Origin of the sequence: Bradyrhizobium sp. CCBAU 45394 (assembly GCF_028128655.1) — a bacterium.
GTDB lineage: Bacteria > Pseudomonadota > Alphaproteobacteria > Rhizobiales > Xanthobacteraceae > Bradyrhizobium > Bradyrhizobium diazoefficiens.
Window position 1 is genome coordinate 14,164 of sequence record NZ_LBIX01000159.1, and the last position, 16,973, is coordinate 31,136.

9 protein-coding genes and 2 pseudogenes are annotated in these 16,973 nt (G+C 59.5%); 9 read left to right on the top strand and 2 right to left on the bottom strand.

All coding sequences use genetic code 11. The features are described 5' to 3' along the window. Positions 1–1,297: 1,297 nt before the first annotated feature. Together WN73_RS18645 and WN73_RS18650 are read right to left on the bottom strand one after the other, a co-directional pair. The gene (locus WN73_RS18645) at positions 1,298–3,118 is read right to left on the bottom strand and encodes an NEL-type E3 ubiquitin ligase domain-containing protein (RefSeq protein ID WP_097669299.1); all 1,821 of its coding nucleotides are present in this window, start codon (positions 3,116–3,118) and stop codon (positions 1,298–1,300) included. Positions 3,119–3,440: 322 nt separating this feature from the next. Beyond that, positions 3,441–4,264, bottom strand: a pseudogene (locus tag WN73_RS18650) (IS1380 family transposase); the annotation flags it as partial. Between the two features lie 351 nt (positions 4,265–4,615). On the opposite strand from WN73_RS18650, the gene ald reads away from it, so the two are divergent. The 9 genes and pseudogenes from ald to nifE all read left to right on the top strand — a co-directional run bounded on the left by ald (position 4,616) and on the right by nifE (position 16,973). Further along, positions 4,616–5,728: an alanine dehydrogenase gene (gene ald / locus WN73_RS18655; RefSeq protein WP_271554206.1), complete on the top strand. Its 1,113-nt coding sequence runs from the start codon at positions 4,616–4,618 to the stop codon at positions 5,726–5,728. A gap of 735 nt (positions 5,729–6,463) precedes the next feature. Next, the gene (locus WN73_RS18660; protein ID WP_035730311.1) at positions 6,464–6,658 is read left to right on the top strand and encodes a 4Fe-4S binding protein; all 195 of its coding nucleotides are present in this window, start codon (positions 6,464–6,466) and stop codon (positions 6,656–6,658) included. A 189-nt stretch (positions 6,659–6,847) separates the two neighbouring features. Beyond that, positions 6,848–8,344, top strand: coding sequence for a Fe-S cluster assembly protein SufB (sufB, locus tag WN73_RS18665; RefSeq protein ID WP_097669297.1), 1,497 nt, complete (start codon positions 6,848–6,850; stop codon positions 8,342–8,344). A 67-nt stretch (positions 8,345–8,411) separates the two neighbouring features. After that, entirely contained in the window at positions 8,412–9,164 is a 753-nt protein-coding gene (sufC, locus tag WN73_RS18670; RefSeq protein WP_271554210.1) for a Fe-S cluster assembly ATPase SufC, read from the top strand. Positions 9,165–9,186: 22 nt separating this feature from the next. Continuing rightward, positions 9,187–10,509, top strand: coding sequence for a Fe-S cluster assembly protein SufD (gene sufD, locus WN73_RS18675; RefSeq protein ID WP_097669295.1), 1,323 nt, complete (start codon positions 9,187–9,189; stop codon positions 10,507–10,509). Beyond that, positions 10,506–11,674 (top strand): annotated as a pseudogene (locus WN73_RS18680) (cysteine desulfurase); the annotation flags it as partial. The gene sufD and the pseudogene WN73_RS18680, both read left to right, overlap by 4 nt. 433 nt (positions 11,675–12,107) lie before the next feature. Then, positions 12,108–13,610, top strand: coding sequence for a nitrogenase molybdenum-iron protein alpha chain (nifD, locus tag WN73_RS18685; protein ID WP_097669312.1), 1,503 nt, complete (start codon positions 12,108–12,110; stop codon positions 13,608–13,610). A 66-nt stretch (positions 13,611–13,676) separates the two neighbouring features. Next, positions 13,677–15,233, top strand: a complete 1,557-nt coding sequence (nifK, locus tag WN73_RS18690; RefSeq protein WP_097669294.1) for a nitrogenase molybdenum-iron protein subunit beta — start codon at positions 13,677–13,679, stop codon at positions 15,231–15,233. A 93-nt stretch (positions 15,234–15,326) separates the two neighbouring features. After that, positions 15,327–16,973: a nitrogenase iron-molybdenum cofactor biosynthesis protein NifE gene (gene nifE / locus WN73_RS18695; RefSeq protein ID WP_097669293.1), complete on the top strand. Its 1,647-nt coding sequence runs from the start codon at positions 15,327–15,329 to the stop codon at positions 16,971–16,973.

Here is a 16,973-nt window from a genome sequence, read left to right on the forward strand (position 1 = left end):
AACTGCCTGTCTCCGGGTGGCATCGGCTTGAGTGCTCAAACCGCGTTCGCAAGGTCGAACGAGAAGTTGCAGCGTGACTCGTAACTTGATCGGCTGGGCGCATTAGCGGAGTCACGGATCGGCCTGGAAGCCTAGCGTGATCGACATGCGCCGATTGCGGAGATGGATGCAACAGTAGGCTACATCGGTAAAATTGATAGTTTGGATTGTAGGCATCCATGCGATGGAAGCCTGATTTAGGAAGTCGATTGCACGGAAAAATCGCCTATGGATGCACTGCGTTGTCGCTAGCGGCGAAGCTTGTTTTCGTGCAAAGGGCATTTGTCTCCAGGCGTGTGCTAACGATTCCCATTAGGCAGGTTGGTTGAGAGGCGGCCTTCGCTCTTGGCCCCGCGCGCCTTTTGCCGCGTCGCAGAAGCAGCGTTACAATGATTTCTCCGCTAGATCGTTCGCGTTGCTGCCAACGGCAGGCTTTCTGCGATCCGTTCCATTACCGGCGCGGCGAGTGCGGCCTTTGAGCCATCGACAAACCAAACAGGCATGTCTCGGGGCGTCAAATGCTGCCGTTTCGTTGCGCGACTGTCGCTGTCTGCTCGGGAACAAAGATGCCGTAAATCTGACAGATCGTTAGATCCGCTCCACAGCGACGTCGTGCGTCTATGCGAATTTCTCTCACGTAGAGCATAGAGCGCGCCACAGTGCGCACGCGGCACAGGAATTGCTGATGGCGAACGAGCAGCTGCCGCCGTCAGATGGATGGAAAGGTGGCCCAGTCACAGGAGTTGCCGATGAGGCTTGCGAAGCTGCTCTTGCTTGCAGAAACGACGCGCGTGAATGTGGCGGCTACAAAGTGCCGCGCGACTAAAGGGCGATCCGCGCCACATCCCTGGGCGAGCCGGACGTGCAGGCGATCACTGTGCCGATACGGCGACCTGATCTCATTGTTGGGCTGACGCATGGATGTCTTTTCGGCAGAGATTGCGAATCCGTTGCGCTCACGATTGAGCTCGCCGGGAGAGAGATGACAAATCTACCGAATGCGAGCCCATGTTGTCTGAAACCCTAATTCGCAAGGCCCCCTGTTGCCGATTCCTTCAATCAGGCAACCGAAAGCCCGCCGCAGCAGTACTGTCCGTGATTTAGCGAAATTGCTGTCCCTTAGTTAGCGAAACCACTGTCCGGTTTTTGCGAAATACGCACTGTGAACCAACTGTCGAAGAGCGTCGGTGCGGGAACAATCCGCACGCCACGATCTGTGGGAACCGGGGCGGGCCGCCTTCGGTGACCCGGTGAAGTCTCATTGTTCGAGGCCACGGTCTGCGAGCAGTCGGTCCATGATTTCGCGATTGATCTCGCCAGCGATTTGGTTTCGGACTTGGGCTCCGAGCACCCGCTCGGCATCCAGGTCGCCTAACAAGCCCTTCTCGGCCAGTCGATGATTCAAGCGGGTTTGAAATTCCTCGCCCATGGCTTCGACGCGCCGGTCTTGCATCGCTGCATGTTCGCCCGGAGCGATGCGCCTCAGCACCGTCTCCCAGGGGTGCCAGCGGGTTGCCATGTAAGCGTCGAACTGGTTCGCTTCCTGCTCCCGAACCAGGTCCAGCGCCCGCGCAGCATCATCCGGGGTTACGTGAGAGACCGCCAGGAATTGCATGTTGGGGGCGACGTGACTGAGCTCGAGCGGCTCGCGCAGCAGATGTTGATAGGCCAGGTAGACTTCGATCTCGTCTATGCTCGGGTCGACCCTGACGAGCGAGTTGACCCTGTCGCGCGCGATCCCGTCCAGCGCCTCCAAGCGGAACGCAACACGGCCGCGCTGGATCAGTTCGCCGAGCCGATCATCATAAACTCCGTCCTCGACGTCAGCGTTAAGGCGCGCGGTCTGCATACCGTTCCAGTGCAAAGTAACGCGATCATCGCAACTCAAGTTGGCCTCGGAAGCATGCGTGAAAAACTGCTCGCGCAATCTCGGATTGGTCGCCGCCCGCCGCAAATCATCAGTCACTGCCTGCCGAAACTCGTGATTGCCATGGTTCACGGTCCCTCGTAGCCGCTCTAGGAACCGTGCGTAGTCTTGGGCGCCTGGCTCATCCGCAAAGTGCTGCCATTCGGCCAGTGTCGTCGGGTCGTCTGCGAGCCAGTCCGCGATAACCTCGTGCAGAGGCCGCGGCTCAACTTCCATCGCTCCTTCGGGCACCGGGAAAAAGATCTGCGGACCGGCATAGTCTCCGGCATGCATTGCTATCGCCAGATTGGTCCGCACCGGCTCGGGCAGCGGATTATTCTCCAGATCAACGCTGGACTCTTGGCCTAGCTGCGTCAGCAGGGTCTCGGGCACGCTGGTCAGCTGATTGTTGCTGGCGCCGAGCCACAGGAGCTCGGCCGGTACCGGCTCTGGCAAGCTGGTCAGCTGGTTGTGGCTGGCGCTGAGCCATTCGAGCCCGGCGGGGAGGGGGTGGGGCAGATTGGTCAGCTGATTGTAGTCGACGTTCAGCCGCTGGAGTTCGGCGGGAAGCTCGGGCAGGCTGGTCAGCCTGTTGCCACTGGCGTCCAGCTCCTGAAGCGTTCCCGGAAGGGGGGGCAGACTAGTCAGCTGGTTGTTGTCGACGCTCAGGCGACGCAGCCCGGGCGGCAAGTCTGCGGGCAGGCTGGTCAACCCGTTGCTGATGGCATAGAGCCGCCGGAGCCCGATTGGAAGGTCGGGCAAGCTGGTCAGCCGATTGTTGCTGGCGTAGAGCCGCTGGAGACCGGCCGGAAGGGTATCGGGCAAGCTGTTCAGCTGATTGTCGTCGACGTTCAGGCGGCGCAGCCGGGCCAGGAGGGGGGCGGGCAAGGCGGTCAGGGACAAGGACGACAGATCCAGCGCCTCATCGACATCGCCCGCTTCTCGCCAATCCCTCATTCGACTGACCGCCTCTTGCCGATTCTCGTGTTCGCCCTGCCCCTCTTCGGCAACCCAGCCCGCCAGGACCTGGTCGCGCGACGAGGCGGCGTCGGTGCCCGCCTCCGTCAAGGCTTCGACCCACTGCGCCGGGGCGGGAGCCCCTCGTTCGGAAGCCTCGGATTCTGAAGTTTCGGAAGGAGTGCCAGCGCCAAGCCGGGCCTGTTCTGCATTCATGGATGTCGTCTCTTCGGTCGTCAGATGAAGTCTAGATGGAGACGTTCTCATGCTACGAGGCTTTGCTGTCGACAATCTGACAAGCCTCGGAACGATCCCGCATTGCCTCGTCAGAAATGCTCCTGAATACGGAGTTGTTGCCTCACGTAAATTGCTCCCCAATAGCAACGGAGCGCAGAGGCGGCGATGAGGCGATTGAGCATGGCGACGCGCACGGAACTGAAGTCTGTTTTGGCACGGCGTTACGGGATGTCGAGCCGCGTCGAGAGCCGCATTCTCGACAGTTCGTTGCGATTACCTGCTTCCATCGGAAGCATGTGATCCGGATGTTGTCGGCGACCTCGTCGACTTTTCTGGCGAGCGGCTTGGTGCCGGACAGACCGAGGATGTAGTCGATGCCGTTGGTCTCGCACCACGCCATTGCCTCCGGCCGGGCATAGTGCCCGTCGCCACGGAACGTAATTCGCGTGTCGTGCCATCGCGTGCGGATGTGCCGTACCAGGCGGCGCAGATGGGCACACACCTCGACGCCGCCCGGCGTCTTGCCGGGCCGCAGCACGACTGCCACGGGCCGGCTCTTCTCCGTGTCGTAGACGTGGATCGGCAGAAAGCAGCGCTCGTCATAATGAGCGTTGAACAGCGAGAGCTGCTGATGGCCGTGGACGACATCGCAGCTATCGTCGATGTCGAGCGTGACGGATGCCGGCTCGCGCGGGTAGCTATCCATCCATGCGTCGACCAAAGTGTAGGTCAGTCGGATCACGTCGCGCTGGCGCGGAGCATTCTCCAGGCGCGACAGCGTCGGTTGGGAACACAGATCGCGACCGCTGTCCGGCAGCCGTCCGCAGGCCAGCTTGAATGCGGGATCGGACCTCAGATGATCGAGGTCGTCGGCGTCCTCGTAGCCGCAGCAGATCGCGAACATGCGCGCGCGGAACATATCGACAAGGCTGTGCACGACCCGCGTCGGATCGCGCCGATCCGGGAACACCCGGGCCAAATTGTCGGCCAAGCCAAGACGCCGCTCGGCCATCGCCAGAAGCATCACGCCCCCATTCGAGGTTAGGCGCCCACCATCGAGGCAGCTGTGACTTTCTTGGCGTGAACGGCTGGAAACGAAAAGGGCGGAATCGTATCGTCGGTCATGGCGGGTGTGGCGTTCGCGGTTGAAGGTGATGGGTTGGCTTCGCAACCGAATCCTACGCCGTATCAGCGCTTTACACCACGCTCGCCAGCCCCTCAGGCGCACTCTTGCGAATAAGACGGGCTAGCTTTTCCACAAGCCGAGAACGCAATTCGAAACGAAGTCGTCGCCATCGCGCACTTTCGACGGTTAAGCACAGCGGGCATGCTCACACGAGCCGCTCGGCACGCCGTGGGTTTGAAATCCTGCGAAATTTGTCAAATATCGCTGAATTCCTGTGCCATTTTGGCGGCTCCATCGCGATATCGCTGCGCGCTTCCGATTAGAAAGGCGCTCTAGGCAGGAGTTTTCAAATGAAGGTCGGAGTCCCCAAGGAAATCAAGGCGCACGAATATCGCGTGGGCCTTACCCCTGGAGCTGTCCGCGAATACGTGGCAGCGGGTCACCGCGTGATGATCGAGACCGATGCTGGCGCTGGCATTGGTGCAACCGATGACGATTATCGCAATGCTGGCGCAACGATTCTAACTTCCGCAGTTGAGGTATTCGCATCGAGCGAGATGATCGTAAAGGTTAAGGAACCTCAGCCGTCCGAATGGTGTCAGCTGCGGGAGAATCAGATCCTGTTCACTTATCTGCATCTGGCCCCCGACCCCGATCAGGCCATGGGCCTCCTGAAATCTGGATGCACCGCGATCGCCTATGAGACCGTAACTGATGCGCATGGTGGTCTTCCACTGCTGGCGCCGATGAGCGAGGTCGCGGGTCGGCTTGCGATCGAAGCGGCAGGTAGCGCCCTTAAGCGGAGTGCAGGCGGACGAGGGCTGTTGATCGGTGGTGTGCCCGGTGTTCAGCCGGCCCGAATCGTGGTGCTTGGAGGTGGCGTCGTTGGTACGCACGCGGCACGCATGGCGGTCGGTCTGGGCGCTGAGGTGACCATCATCGACCGTTCGATACCTCGGCTCCGCGAGTTGGACCAGCTATTCGAAGGACGCGTTCGCACCAGGTTTTCGACCATTGACTCCGTGGAGGAAGAGGTATTTGCGGCGGATGTGGTGATTGGTGCGGTGCTCGTTGCAGGTGCGAGCGCGCCGAAGCTGGTCCGCCGGAGCATGCTGAGCTCGATGCGCAAGGGGGGGGTGCTCGTGGACGTCGCTATCGATCAGGGCGGCTGCTTTGAGACATCGCATCCAACCACTCACGCTAATCCAACTTACGAAGTGGATGGCGTCATTCATTATTGCGTGGCCAATATGCCCGGCGCCGTGCCGCTGACCTCGAGCCAGGCACTGAATAACGCGACGCTGCCGTTTGGTTTGGCTCTGGCTCAAAAAGGTTTTTCCGCCGTGCTCGAAAGCCCGCATTTGCGCGCAGGCCTCAACGTCCATCGAGGCCGGCTAACTTACAAGGCGGTGGCCGAAAGCCTCGGGCTACCCTTCTCACCGATCGACCAGGCTGCTGCCTGATCCCAGAGGCCCGTTATGGCGTTTCCTCCCTGACTTTGGCCACCCTTCGGGGTGGCTTTTTTTGGCTCTATCGATCTGCTGACCGCCGCCGGCATTTATTTGTAACGCGGAGCGAAGTGGAGGATCACCAGACGAACGCCCGGCTTCAGTCGCCCTCGTGACGCGAAGCAATGTACTTTTGCTCCATACAGCGTATATGAATGCCGGTCTTGCCAGGTAAATCCAAGGCAATTGAGAATGCGCCCCGCGGGTCCCCAGGGGACCCGCGATCACCGGTGCGACATTATCTGACGCGATCGCCGCGACCTTTTCGGACTGGCTGTGGAGACGCGGACCAAGCCGGTGACGACTGCGCCGGTTGTTCATCGTGGTGCTGTCGCCGAAGCCGCCGCCGTCCCGGGTGGGGAACCAACAAGATGCGGCTCGCGGTCGACCTGACGTGAAGTGGCGCGGCGCATCGATCGTAGCCGCCGCACCGCGGCTAGGATCGCAGATCGCTCCCTCGTGCTGGCGAACGCGGTTCACCTGATCGGCTGACTGCCGGGAGATCGACCATGCGCAAACGACGGCATCGAGATCAGCAGCTGTCATGCCGATTGTAGGATTTGCGACACCGTGTCGAGGCGGCGACTTGCGTTGTCGAAAATAGCCGAGACAAATCAAGGTTAAACTGTCTGGCACAAGACTTGAAAGCAAGAAGCTGTCCCGCACCTTTTTGCTCATGGAAGCGCAGTGATGGCCTACAAGATAATCGCATCCCAGTGCACCGTCTGTGGTGCGTGTGAGTTCGAATGTCCCAATGCTGCGATCAGCCTGAAGAACGACATATATGTGATCAATCCGACCCAGTGTACCCAATGTGAAGGGCATTTTGACGCGCCGCAATGCGCCGTCGTTTGCCCGGTGCCTGATACCTGCGTGCCGGCATAGGTAGCCGATGAGAGGAGCTCCGACGCGAAACATGATGAAGACGCTATCGACAGCCGCCGCCCTTTGGATCCACCTCCTGTTTCTCTCACTGGCTGGTCCCGAGTTGGCCGTGATTCGCGCGATCCACTCGGAGAGGGCGCCGCGCAATCGTCGCCGGCGGCCGTTGTCCTTGCGCGAGCGGAGCGGGCAATGGTAGCTGTACAAGAGACCGTCGAGCGCGTGAAGCGCATCGACGTCGATCAGTATCGTTATGGGTTTGAGACCCTGATCGAGTCCGACAAGGCCCCCAAGGGATTGTCGGAAGAGACCGTCAAGTTCATCTCCGAAAAGAAGAACGAACCCGCCTGGATGCTCCAGTGGCGGCTCGAGGCCTATCGGCGCTGGCTGACCATGACCGAGCCGACCTGGGCCCGCGTCGACTATCCCAAGATCGACTTCCAGGATCTCTATTATTATTCGGCGCCGAAGCCGAAGAAGTCGATCACCTCGCTCGACGAGATCGATCCGGAGATCCTGAAGACCTACGAGAAGCTCGGCATTCCCTTGCGGGAAGTCGCCATGCTCGAAGGCGTCGAGCCCAAGGTGGGCGAGGAAGACCCGGCCCGCCGCAAGATCGCGGTCGACGCGGTGTTCGACTCGGTGTCCGTTGCCACGACCTTCAAGGCAGAGCTGAAGAAGGCCGGCGTGATCTTCATGCCGATCTCGGAGGCGATCCGCGAGCATCCCGAACTGGTGCAGAAGTATCTCGGCTCGGTGGTTCCGACCTCCGACAATTTCTACGCGACGCTGAACTCGGCGGTGTTCTCCGACGGCTCGTTCGTCTACGTGCCGCCGGGCGTGCGCTGCCCGATGGAGCTGTCAACCTATTTCCGCATCAACGAACGCAACACCGGCCAGTTCGAGCGCACGCTGATCATCGCCGACAAGGGCTCCTACGTCTCCTATCTCGAAGGCTGCACCGCGCCGCAGCGCGACGAGAACCAGCTGCACGCCGCCGTGGTCGAGCTCGTCGCGCATGACGACGCCGAGATCAAATATTCGACGGTGCAGAACTGGTACCCGGGCAATTCGGAAGGCAAGGGCGGCATCTACAATTTCGTCACCAAGCGTGGCGACTGCCGCGGCAACCACTCAAAGATCTCCTGGACCCAGGTCGAGACCGGCTCCGCCATCACCTGGAAATATCCGAGCTGCATCTTGCGCGGCGACAACTCGCGCGGCGAGTTCTATTCGATCGCGATCTCGAACGGCTTCCAGCAGGTCGATTCGGGCACCAAGATGATCCATCTCGGTAAGAACACGTCGAGCCGGATCATCTCCAAGGGCATTGCCGCCGGCAAGTCGCAGAACACCTATCGTGGGCTCGTGACGGCGCATCGCAAGGCGACCGGCGCGCGCAACTTCACTGCCTGCGATTCGCTGCTGATCGGCGATAAATGCGGCGCGCACACCGTGCCGTACATCGAGGCCAAGAACTCCTCGGCGACGTTCGAGCACGAGGCGACGACCTCGAAGATCTCCGAGGACGTGCTGTTCTACTGTGTGCACAGAGGCTTGACCGAGCAACAGGCCACTGGCCTCGTCGTCAACGGCTTCGCGAAGGACGTTCTGCAAAAACTGCCAATGGAATTCGCAGTGGAGGCGCAGAAGCTGATCTCGATCTCACTCGAGGGATCTGTCGGATAACCAAACCTCCGCGAGCCCTCTCGAATGCGGCTCGCCATTCGCATGGCATTTCAGGGATCAGATCAGAATGGCGCTACTCGAAATCCGAGATTTGCATGTTGGTATCGAAGACCACGAAATTATTCGCGGCCTCGATCTTAACGTCAATGCGGGTGAGGTGCACGCGATCATGGGGCGGAACGGCTCCGGCAAGTCGACGCTCTCGCACGTCATCGCCGGTAAGCCAGGCTATGAGATCACCGGCGGACAAATCCTGTTCAGGGGCGAGAACCTCTTGAGGATGGAGCCAAATGAACGCGCCGCCAAGGGCGTGTTCCTGGCATTCCAGTATCCGGTCGAGATCCCCGGCGTGACCACCGTGAACTTCCTGCGGGCGGCACTAAACGCACAGCGCAAGGCGCGCGACCAACAGGAACTCTCCACCCCCGAATTTCTGAAAAGAGTCCGGGAGGTGGCCGGTTCGCTCAACATTCCCCATGACATGCTCAAGCGCGGCGTCAATGTCGGCTTCTCCGGCGGCGAGAAGAAGCGCAACGAAATTTTGCAGATGGCGTTGTTCGAGCCGAGTCTGTGCATCCAGGACGAGGTCGATTCCGGCCTTGATATCGACACGCTGCGTATCGTCACCAGCGGCATCAACGCCTTGCGTTCGCCGGAACGAGCGATGATCGTGATTACTCACTATCGGCAGCTTCTCGACTATATCGTGCCGGACGTTGTGCACGTGATGGCGAAAGGGCGGATCAGGAAGAGCGGCGGCAAGGAACTCGCGCTGGAGCTCGAGGCTGGTGGCTACGCCCAATTCGAAGACGCGGCCTGACGGCTCTAGGGAGAATTCCCCGATGAAGCAGGTTATGGCCAAAGCTGACGCCGGACGCGCCATGGGCAATGTTTTCGCTGCGGCGCGTGGACAGCTGCCTGGCGTAGGCGCTGTCCCCCACATCCGTGCCAGGGCATTCGAGGCCTACGAGCGTGCCGGCCTCCCGCACCGGCGCATGGAGGATTGGAAATTCACCGATCTGCGCGCCCTGATCGGCGAGGTGCTGCCACTCGCTCCGCGACCGGATGCGAAGGCGCTGGTGCGCGCAAAGGCGTCGGCCAAGCAAGTGGCCGCCGATCAGGCGGTCAAGCTGGTTTTGGTGGATGGCAAATTCGCGCCAGAGCTATCCGATCTCGGCAGGCTGGAAAATAAAATCGATGTGCGGTCGCTGCGAGAGGTTCTGGAGAATTCCGCCACTGGGGCCATGGCCGGTCTGGTGCTGTCGACGACTAGCGATGCGGCGATCTCGCTCAATGCCGCAATGGCGACAGATGGCCTGGTGATTACGATCGCAGATGGCAATGCGGTGAAGCGTCCAATTCAGATCGTTCACGTCGCAACCGGAGTGTCGGTGTCCACGTTTACACGCTCCTATCTGCAGCTCGGTAAAGGAGCGCATGCGTCCATCGTGGAAAGTTTCGTCCCGGCTGAAGGCGCGAGCGGCTATCAAGCCAACGATGCGATAATCGCCCTGGTTGGTGACGAGGCGAGCCTGTCGCTTATCCGCGTGGCAGCCGATGCCTCTGACGCCGTGAACATCTCGTCGGCGATCATAGCAGTCGGCGCCAGGGCTAAGCTCGACCTCTTCAGCATGACCTGCAGCGGCTCCGTCAGTCGCTATCAGGGATTCATCACGCTGGCCGGCGAGGAAGCCGAGCTCTCGGCTAACGGGGTTAATCTCATCAGGGACAAGCTGCACGCCGACACAACGTTCGTGGTCGACCACGCCGTGCCACATTGCACCAGTCGGGAGAGGTTCCGCGCGGTCGTCGATGATTGCGGCCGCTCGGTGTTTCAGGGCCGAATCGTCGTTCGTGCCGCCGCCAGGAAGACGGACGCCACCCTGACGACGCGCGCGTTGCTCCTGTCCGACCAGGCCGAGGCCGATAATAAGCCCGAACTTGACATCTTGGCCGACGACGTGACCTGCGGCCACGGAGCGACATCGGGTGCGCTGGACGACGCTCTCGTATTCTATCTGCGCGCGCGGGGTCTATCGGAGAAGGATGCGCAGATGTTGCTGATTAAAGCGTTCCTTGGCGAGTCGATTGAGGGGATCGCCGCCAAGAATCTGCGCGATTTTGTGACAGCGCAAGCTGAACACTGGCTGCAGGGGTGGCGATGAGCGCTCATCCCGCGATGAGCGATGATAGTTACGAGGTCAAGCGTCTGGGTACGGACTTCCCCGCGCGGCTATGACGGTGTACCGCAAGCCGCTTGTCACCCGATAACGCTGCATCCGCACAAAGGCCCAACGCGGTACTTGACCGTATGATACAGGTGTACTCCAGCGAATACGCCAACGTTCGTCGCGGCTTGCACTACCTCGCTAAAACGCGGCGACCGAGGCGTATGAAGGCGCCCGTACCAAGGTGGCGCGGCTTGTGAACGCGCACTTAAACGAAGAGATCATCTTCACCTGGAGCGCCACGGAGGCAATCAATCTGGTCGATAAGACTTTGGCCGTGAACGCATTACCCGGGTGATGAGATCGTTCTCTCGATTATGGAACACCACTCCAACATTGTGCCATGGCATTTTCTCAGGGAACGACTCGGTGCAGGGATCAAATGGGGGCCAGTGGATGATGACGGAAACGTCTTGCGCGGTAAGTGTGAGCGACTGCTGACCCCGCGCACCAAAGATGGTTGCAACCACACAAATGTCGAACGTGCTTGCCACAGTCTTGCCGGTGAAAGGCGTGGTGAGGATCGCGCATGCTCGTGGTATCTCGGTGCTGCGTCGAAGGTTCGCAAGGATGCGTCCATATGAGCGCCGACGTCTGCGACATTGATTGCGATTTCTACGTCATGACAGGCCACAAACTCTATGGTCCGACGGGGATCGGTGTGCTTTAGGGCAAATCTGCGCATCTGGAATCGATGTCGCCCCTCAATGGCGGGCGGAGAGATGATCCGCGAGGTCTCGCGTTCCGGCGTCATTTATGGTGATCCGCCACACCGGTTCGAAGCGGGTATGTCGCCGATCGTCGAGGCCATCGGTTTAGGCGCGGCTATCGATTACATCAATTCAATAGGCAAGGTCCAGATCCGCAGGCACGAGAGCGTACTGCTCCCTTACGCGCAGGAGAGGCTGGCGGACATCAACTGCGTGCGCATGATCGGAGCTCCGCCGAAAAGGGGCCGATCATTTCCTTTGATATGAGGGGTGCGCATGCGCATGATATTGCCACCGTCATCGACCGCGCCGGTGTAGCGGTGCGGGCGGGGATCCAATGTGCGATGCCGCTGCGCAAGCGCTTCGGCGTTCTGACGACGTGCGGTGCGTCCCTCTACGACGTCCAGGTGGCGAGGCAGCTCGCGTTGAGGTCTGGTGGATGATGGTCGTGCACCTCATCGTCATCGCAGCACCCGTAGGTCTCGGCAACCATAGATAGTATGGGCAGGCCTGTGTCGGCCAGCCGGCCTTGCAGCCGGTCTTCCTGTTACGGCGCCTTCAGCGATCGTGGACGCGATCGAGAATTGGGCGCGGCAAATTTCACGCATAGCCGGCCCTTGTTCTATTTCGGACAGGGCCAAACCAAGAGTTCTCCGCCCAAAGCGTGATGTCGCGTTCGCAACAACACCCCGTGCCCCGGCAAGAGACGCGCTAAGCGATTTTAATCGCTCTGCTTTTATGTGCTCAGGACGCGCTGGCATGCCGGTTGCAAAACTCTCGGCCAAGAAGCCGCCCTTGCAACAGCTAACCTTTGAAGGACATCAGATGAGTCTCGCCACGACCCAGAGCATCGCAGAAATCAGGGCTCGCAACAAAGAGCTGATCGAAGAGGTGCTGAAGGTCTATCCGGAGAAAACCGCGAAACGGCGTGCCAAGCACCTCAACGTTCACCAAGCCGGCAAGTCAGACTGCGGAGTGAAGTCCAACATCAAATCCATACCTGGCGTGATGACGATCAGAGGCTGCGCCTATGCAGGGTCAAAGGGGGTAGTCTGGGGACCGATCAAGGACATGGTCCACATCAGCCATGGCCCGGTCGGCTGCGGACAGTATTCGTGGGGCTCGCGACGCAACTATTACGTTGGCACGACGGGCATCGATAGCTTCGTGACCCTGCAGTTCACCTCCGACTTCCAAGAAAAGGATATCGTTTTCGGTGGCGACAAAAAGCTGGTCAAAATTCTTGACGAAATCCAGGAGCTGTTTCCACTCAACAACGGCATCACGATCCAATCGGAATGCCCGATCGGACTAATCGGTGACGACATCGAGGCCGTGTCAAGAGCGAAATCCAAGGAATACGGCGGCAAGACCATCGTGCCGGTCCGTTGTGAGGGCTTTCGCGGCGTGTCGCAGTCACTAGGCCATCACATTGCCAACGACGCGGTGCGCGATTGGATTTTCGACCGGCTCGAGTCCGACGGCAAACCAAAGTTTGAGCCGACGCCGTACGATGTTGCGATCATCGGAGACTACAATATCGGCGGCGACGCCTGGTCATCACGTATTCTGCTAGAGGAGATGGGCCTGCGGGTGATCGCGCAGTGGTCCGGTGACGGTTCACTGGCCGAGCTCGAGGCAACGCCGAGGGCAAAGCTCAACATTCTGCATTGCTACCGTTCCATGAACTACATCTCACGCCACATGGAAGAGAAGTTCGGTATCCCGTGGTGCGAGTACAACTTCTTCGGACCTTCAAAGATCGCAGAATCGCTTCGCAAGATTGCGGGCTATTTCGACGACAAGATTAAGGAAGGCGCCGAGCGGGTGATTGAAAAGTACCAGGCGCTGGTGAACGCCGTTATCGCAAAATATCGCCCGCGCCTGGAGGGCAAGACGGTGATGCTATACGTCGGCGGGCTCCGTCCGCGTCATGTGATTGGCGCATACGAAGACCTCGGGATGGAAGTCATCGGCACCGGATACGAGTTCGGTCATAACGACGACTATCAGCGCACAGCTCAGCACTACGTAAAGGACAGCACGCTCATCTACGATGACGTCAATGGCTATGAGTTCGAGCGCTTCGTCGAAAAGCTCCAGCCTGACCTTGTCGGCTCGGGCATCAAGGAAAAATATGTTTTCCAAAAGATGGGTGTGCCGTTCCGGCAGATGCACTCCTGGGACTATTCGGGCCCATATCACGGCTATGACGGCTTTGCGATCTTTGCGCGCGACATGGACATGGCTGTCAACTCGCCGGTCTGGAAGAAAACGAAGGCCCCCTGGAAGGAAGCTTCGAGGGCCAAGCTCCTCGCTGCAGAATAAAGCAACTCATCTCGCTCTCTGGGAAAGCCGGGGCGATACCAATCTCGATAGTGAAGGATTTCAACAATGGCGCAGAGTGCCGAACACGTGCTCGATCATCTCGAACTGTTCCGCGGTCCAGAATACCAGCAGATGCTGGCCAAGAAGAAGATATTCGAGAATTCTCGCGATCCCGCCGAGGTCGAACGTATCAAGGAATGGACGAAAACGGCCGAATATCGCGAAAAGAACTTTGCGCGGGAGGCGCTGGCGGTAAACCCGGCCAAGGCCTGCCAGCCGCTTGGCGCCGTGTTCGCCTCTGTTGGCTTTGAAGGCACGCTGCCCTTCGTCCACGGCTCGCAAGGCTGCGTGGCCTATTACCGCAGCCATCTGTCACGGCACTTCAAGGAGCCTAGCTCCTGCGTCTCTTCGTCGATGACGGAAGACGCTGCCGTATTCGGCGGCCTGAACAACATGATCGACGGGCTCGCGAACAGCTACAACATGTACAAACCCAAGATGATTGCGGTCTCTACGACCTGCATGGCCGAGGTGATCGGCGATGACCTCAACGCCTTCATCAAGACGTCAAAAGAAAAAGGTTCTGTTCCGGCGGACTTCGACGTGCCGTTCGCCCACACGCCGGCGTTCGTCGGCAGCCACGTCACCGGTTATGACAATGCGCTCAAGGGCATTCTGGAGCATTTTTGGGACGGCAAGGCCGGAACAGCGCCGAAGCTGGAGCGCAAGCCGAACGGGGCGATCAACATCATTGGTGGGTTCGATGGCTATACCGTCGGAAACCTCCGCGAGATCAAGCGCATCTTGGCATTGATGGGCATTCACCACACAATCCTCGCCGATAATTCTGAAGTCTTCGATACTCCGACAGACGGCGAATTCCGGATGTATGACGGTGGCACGACGCTGGAAGATGCGGCCAACGCGGTTCACGCCAAGGCGACAATCTCCATGCAGCAGTGGTGCACCGAAAAAACGCTGCCATTCGTGGCTGAGCATGGCCAGGACGTTGTATCCTTCAACTACCCGGTGGGCTTATCCGCAACGGATGACGTTATCATGGCGCTGTCACGCATCAGCGGCAAGGAGATCCCCGAGCAACTCGCGCGAGAACGTGGCCGCCTGGTCGACGCCATCGCTGACTCCAGCGCGCATATCCATGGCAAGAAGTTCGCGATCTATGGCGATCCGGATCTTTGCTATGGGTTGGCTGCGTTTCTGCTCGAACTGGGCGCCGAACCGACCCATGTGCTGTCCACCAACGGCAACAAGGCGTGGCTCGAAAAAATGCAGGCGCTGCTCGCAAGCTCGCCATTTGGGCAGGGCTGCCAAGCATACCCGGGCCGAGACCTCTGGCACATGCGCTCACTCCTGTTCACCGAGCCGGTCGATTTTCTGATTGGCAACACCTATGGCAAGTACCTGGAGCGTGATACTGGAACGCCACTGATCCGCATCGGCTTTCCGGTTTTTGATCGGCATCACCATCACCGCTCCCCCCTATGGGGCTATCAGGGCGGCCTGAATGTGCTGGTGAAGATCCTGGACAAGATCTTCGACGAGATCGACAAGAAGACCAACGTTGTCGGCAAAACTGACTACAGCTTCGACATCATTCGTTGATGAGCGACTGTGCGCGCGCCATCGCCCTAGCTCCGATGGCACAAGCACACGACGGTTGACCTTGTAACTAGTGCGCGCTGAGAGGAAAAAAGGATGAGTTCACTAGCGGCCACGGTCCAGAATATTTTCGACGAGCCGGGCTGCGCCGAGAATGGCAGTAAGTCGGAGGCTGAACGCAAGAAGGGCTGCACCAAACAGCTCCAGCCGGGTAGCGCTGCCGGCGGCTGTGCTTTCGATGGCGCCAAGATTGCGCTGCAGCCGTTCACCGACGTCGCTCACTTGGTGCATGGTCCGATCGCGTGCGAAGGTAATTCCTGGGACAATCGCGGCGCGGCGTCGTCCGGCTCGAATCTGTGGCGCACGGCATTTACAACCGATTTGAGCGAAACCGATATTGTATTCGGAGGCGAGAAGCGGCTCTGCAAAGCGATCAAGGAGATCATCGACAAGTGCGACCCGCCCGCCATCTTCGTCTATCAAACCTGCATCCCGGCGATGATCGGCGACGACATCAACGCAGTCTGTAAGGCAGCATCTGAAAGGTTCGCAAAGCCGGTGATCCCGATCAACTCCCCGGGCTTCGTCGGCTCGAAGAACCTCGGTAACAAGCTTGCTGGCGAGGCCTTGCTCGACTATGTGATCGGGACGCAAGAACCGGACTACACCACGCCGTACGATATCAACCTGATCGGGGAATACAACCTTTCGGGAGAGCTCTGGCAGGTGAAGCCATTGCTAGACGAGCTTGGAGTACGGATTCTCTCCTGCATCTCCGGCGATGGCAAATATCGCGAAGTCGCTTCATCTCATCGCGCGCGGGCGGCGATGTTGGTATGCTCAAAGTCCATGATCAATGTCGCACGCAAGATGGAGCAACGCTACAGGATCCCGTTCTTCGAGGGGTCGTTCTACGGTATTCAAGACTCGAGCGAATCGCTGCGCCAGCTTGCCCGCTTATTGGTTGAACGCGGCGCGCCGACAGATCTGCTCGGGCGCACCGAAGCGGTGATCGCGCGCGAGGAAGCTTGGGCCTGGGCTGCAATCGAGCCGTACAAGCCACGATTCGAAGGCAAGAAGGCCTTGTTGATTACCGGCGGCGTCAAGTCATGGTCGGTCGTTGCGGCACTCCAGGAAGCCGGGCTTGAGGTAGTCGGAACCAGTGTGAAGAAATCAACCAGGAAAGACAAAGAGCGCATCAAGGAGCTCATGGGGCAGGATGCCCACATGATCGAGGACATGACGCCGCGCGAAATGTACAAGATGCTGAAGGACGCAAACGCGCACATCATGCTATCGGGCGGCAAGTCGCAGTTCGTCGCGCTGAAAGCGGCGATGCCCTGGCTCGATATCAACCAGGAGCGTTGCCACGCCTATATGGGCTATGTCGGAATGGTCAAGCTGGTGGAGGAGATCGATAAGTCGCTCTCCAGTCCGATGTGGGAGCAGCTACGTCGACCGGCACCATGGGAGGCATTGGCCAAGGCGATGGAGCAGATGCAATCGCCGGTGGCCGCGATCGCCCGCGATCCGGCGCTCGCCGAAACCGCGCGCCGCGCGAGGAAGATCTGCGTGTGTAACAAGGTCGATCTGGGCACGATCGAGGATGCAATCTACGCGCACGGCCTCAGGAGCGTCGCAGCGGTCAGAGAGCATACCAATGCGGTCGGTGGCTGCTGCCAAAGACGCATCGAAGGTATCTTGGTGTCCGAGCCATCTGCCATTCGACAGGCCGCAGAATAG

Coding starts and splice junctions, on each gene's coding strand:
- nifK (WP_097669294.1), top strand. CDS start 13,677: ATGGCGCAGAGTGCCGAACACGTGCTCGATCATCTCGAACTGTTCCGC.
- nifE (WP_097669293.1), top strand. CDS start 15,327: ATGAGTTCACTAGCGGCCACGGTCCAGAATATTTTCGACGAGCCGGGC.
- sufC (WP_271554210.1), top strand. CDS start 8,412: ATGGCGCTACTCGAAATCCGAGATTTGCATGTTGGTATCGAAGACCAC.
- sufB (WP_097669297.1), top strand. CDS start 6,848: ATGGTAGCTGTACAAGAGACCGTCGAGCGCGTGAAGCGCATCGACGTC.
- WN73_RS18660 (WP_035730311.1), top strand. CDS start 6,464: ATGGCCTACAAGATAATCGCATCCCAGTGCACCGTCTGTGGTGCGTGT.
- ald (WP_271554206.1), top strand. CDS start 4,616: ATGAAGGTCGGAGTCCCCAAGGAAATCAAGGCGCACGAATATCGCGTG.
- nifD (WP_097669312.1), top strand. CDS start 12,108: ATGAGTCTCGCCACGACCCAGAGCATCGCAGAAATCAGGGCTCGCAAC.
- WN73_RS18645 (WP_097669299.1), bottom strand. CDS start 3,118: ATGAATGCAGAACAGGCCCGGCTTGGCGCTGGCACTCCTTCCGAAACT.
- sufD (WP_097669295.1), top strand. CDS start 9,187: ATGAAGCAGGTTATGGCCAAAGCTGACGCCGGACGCGCCATGGGCAAT.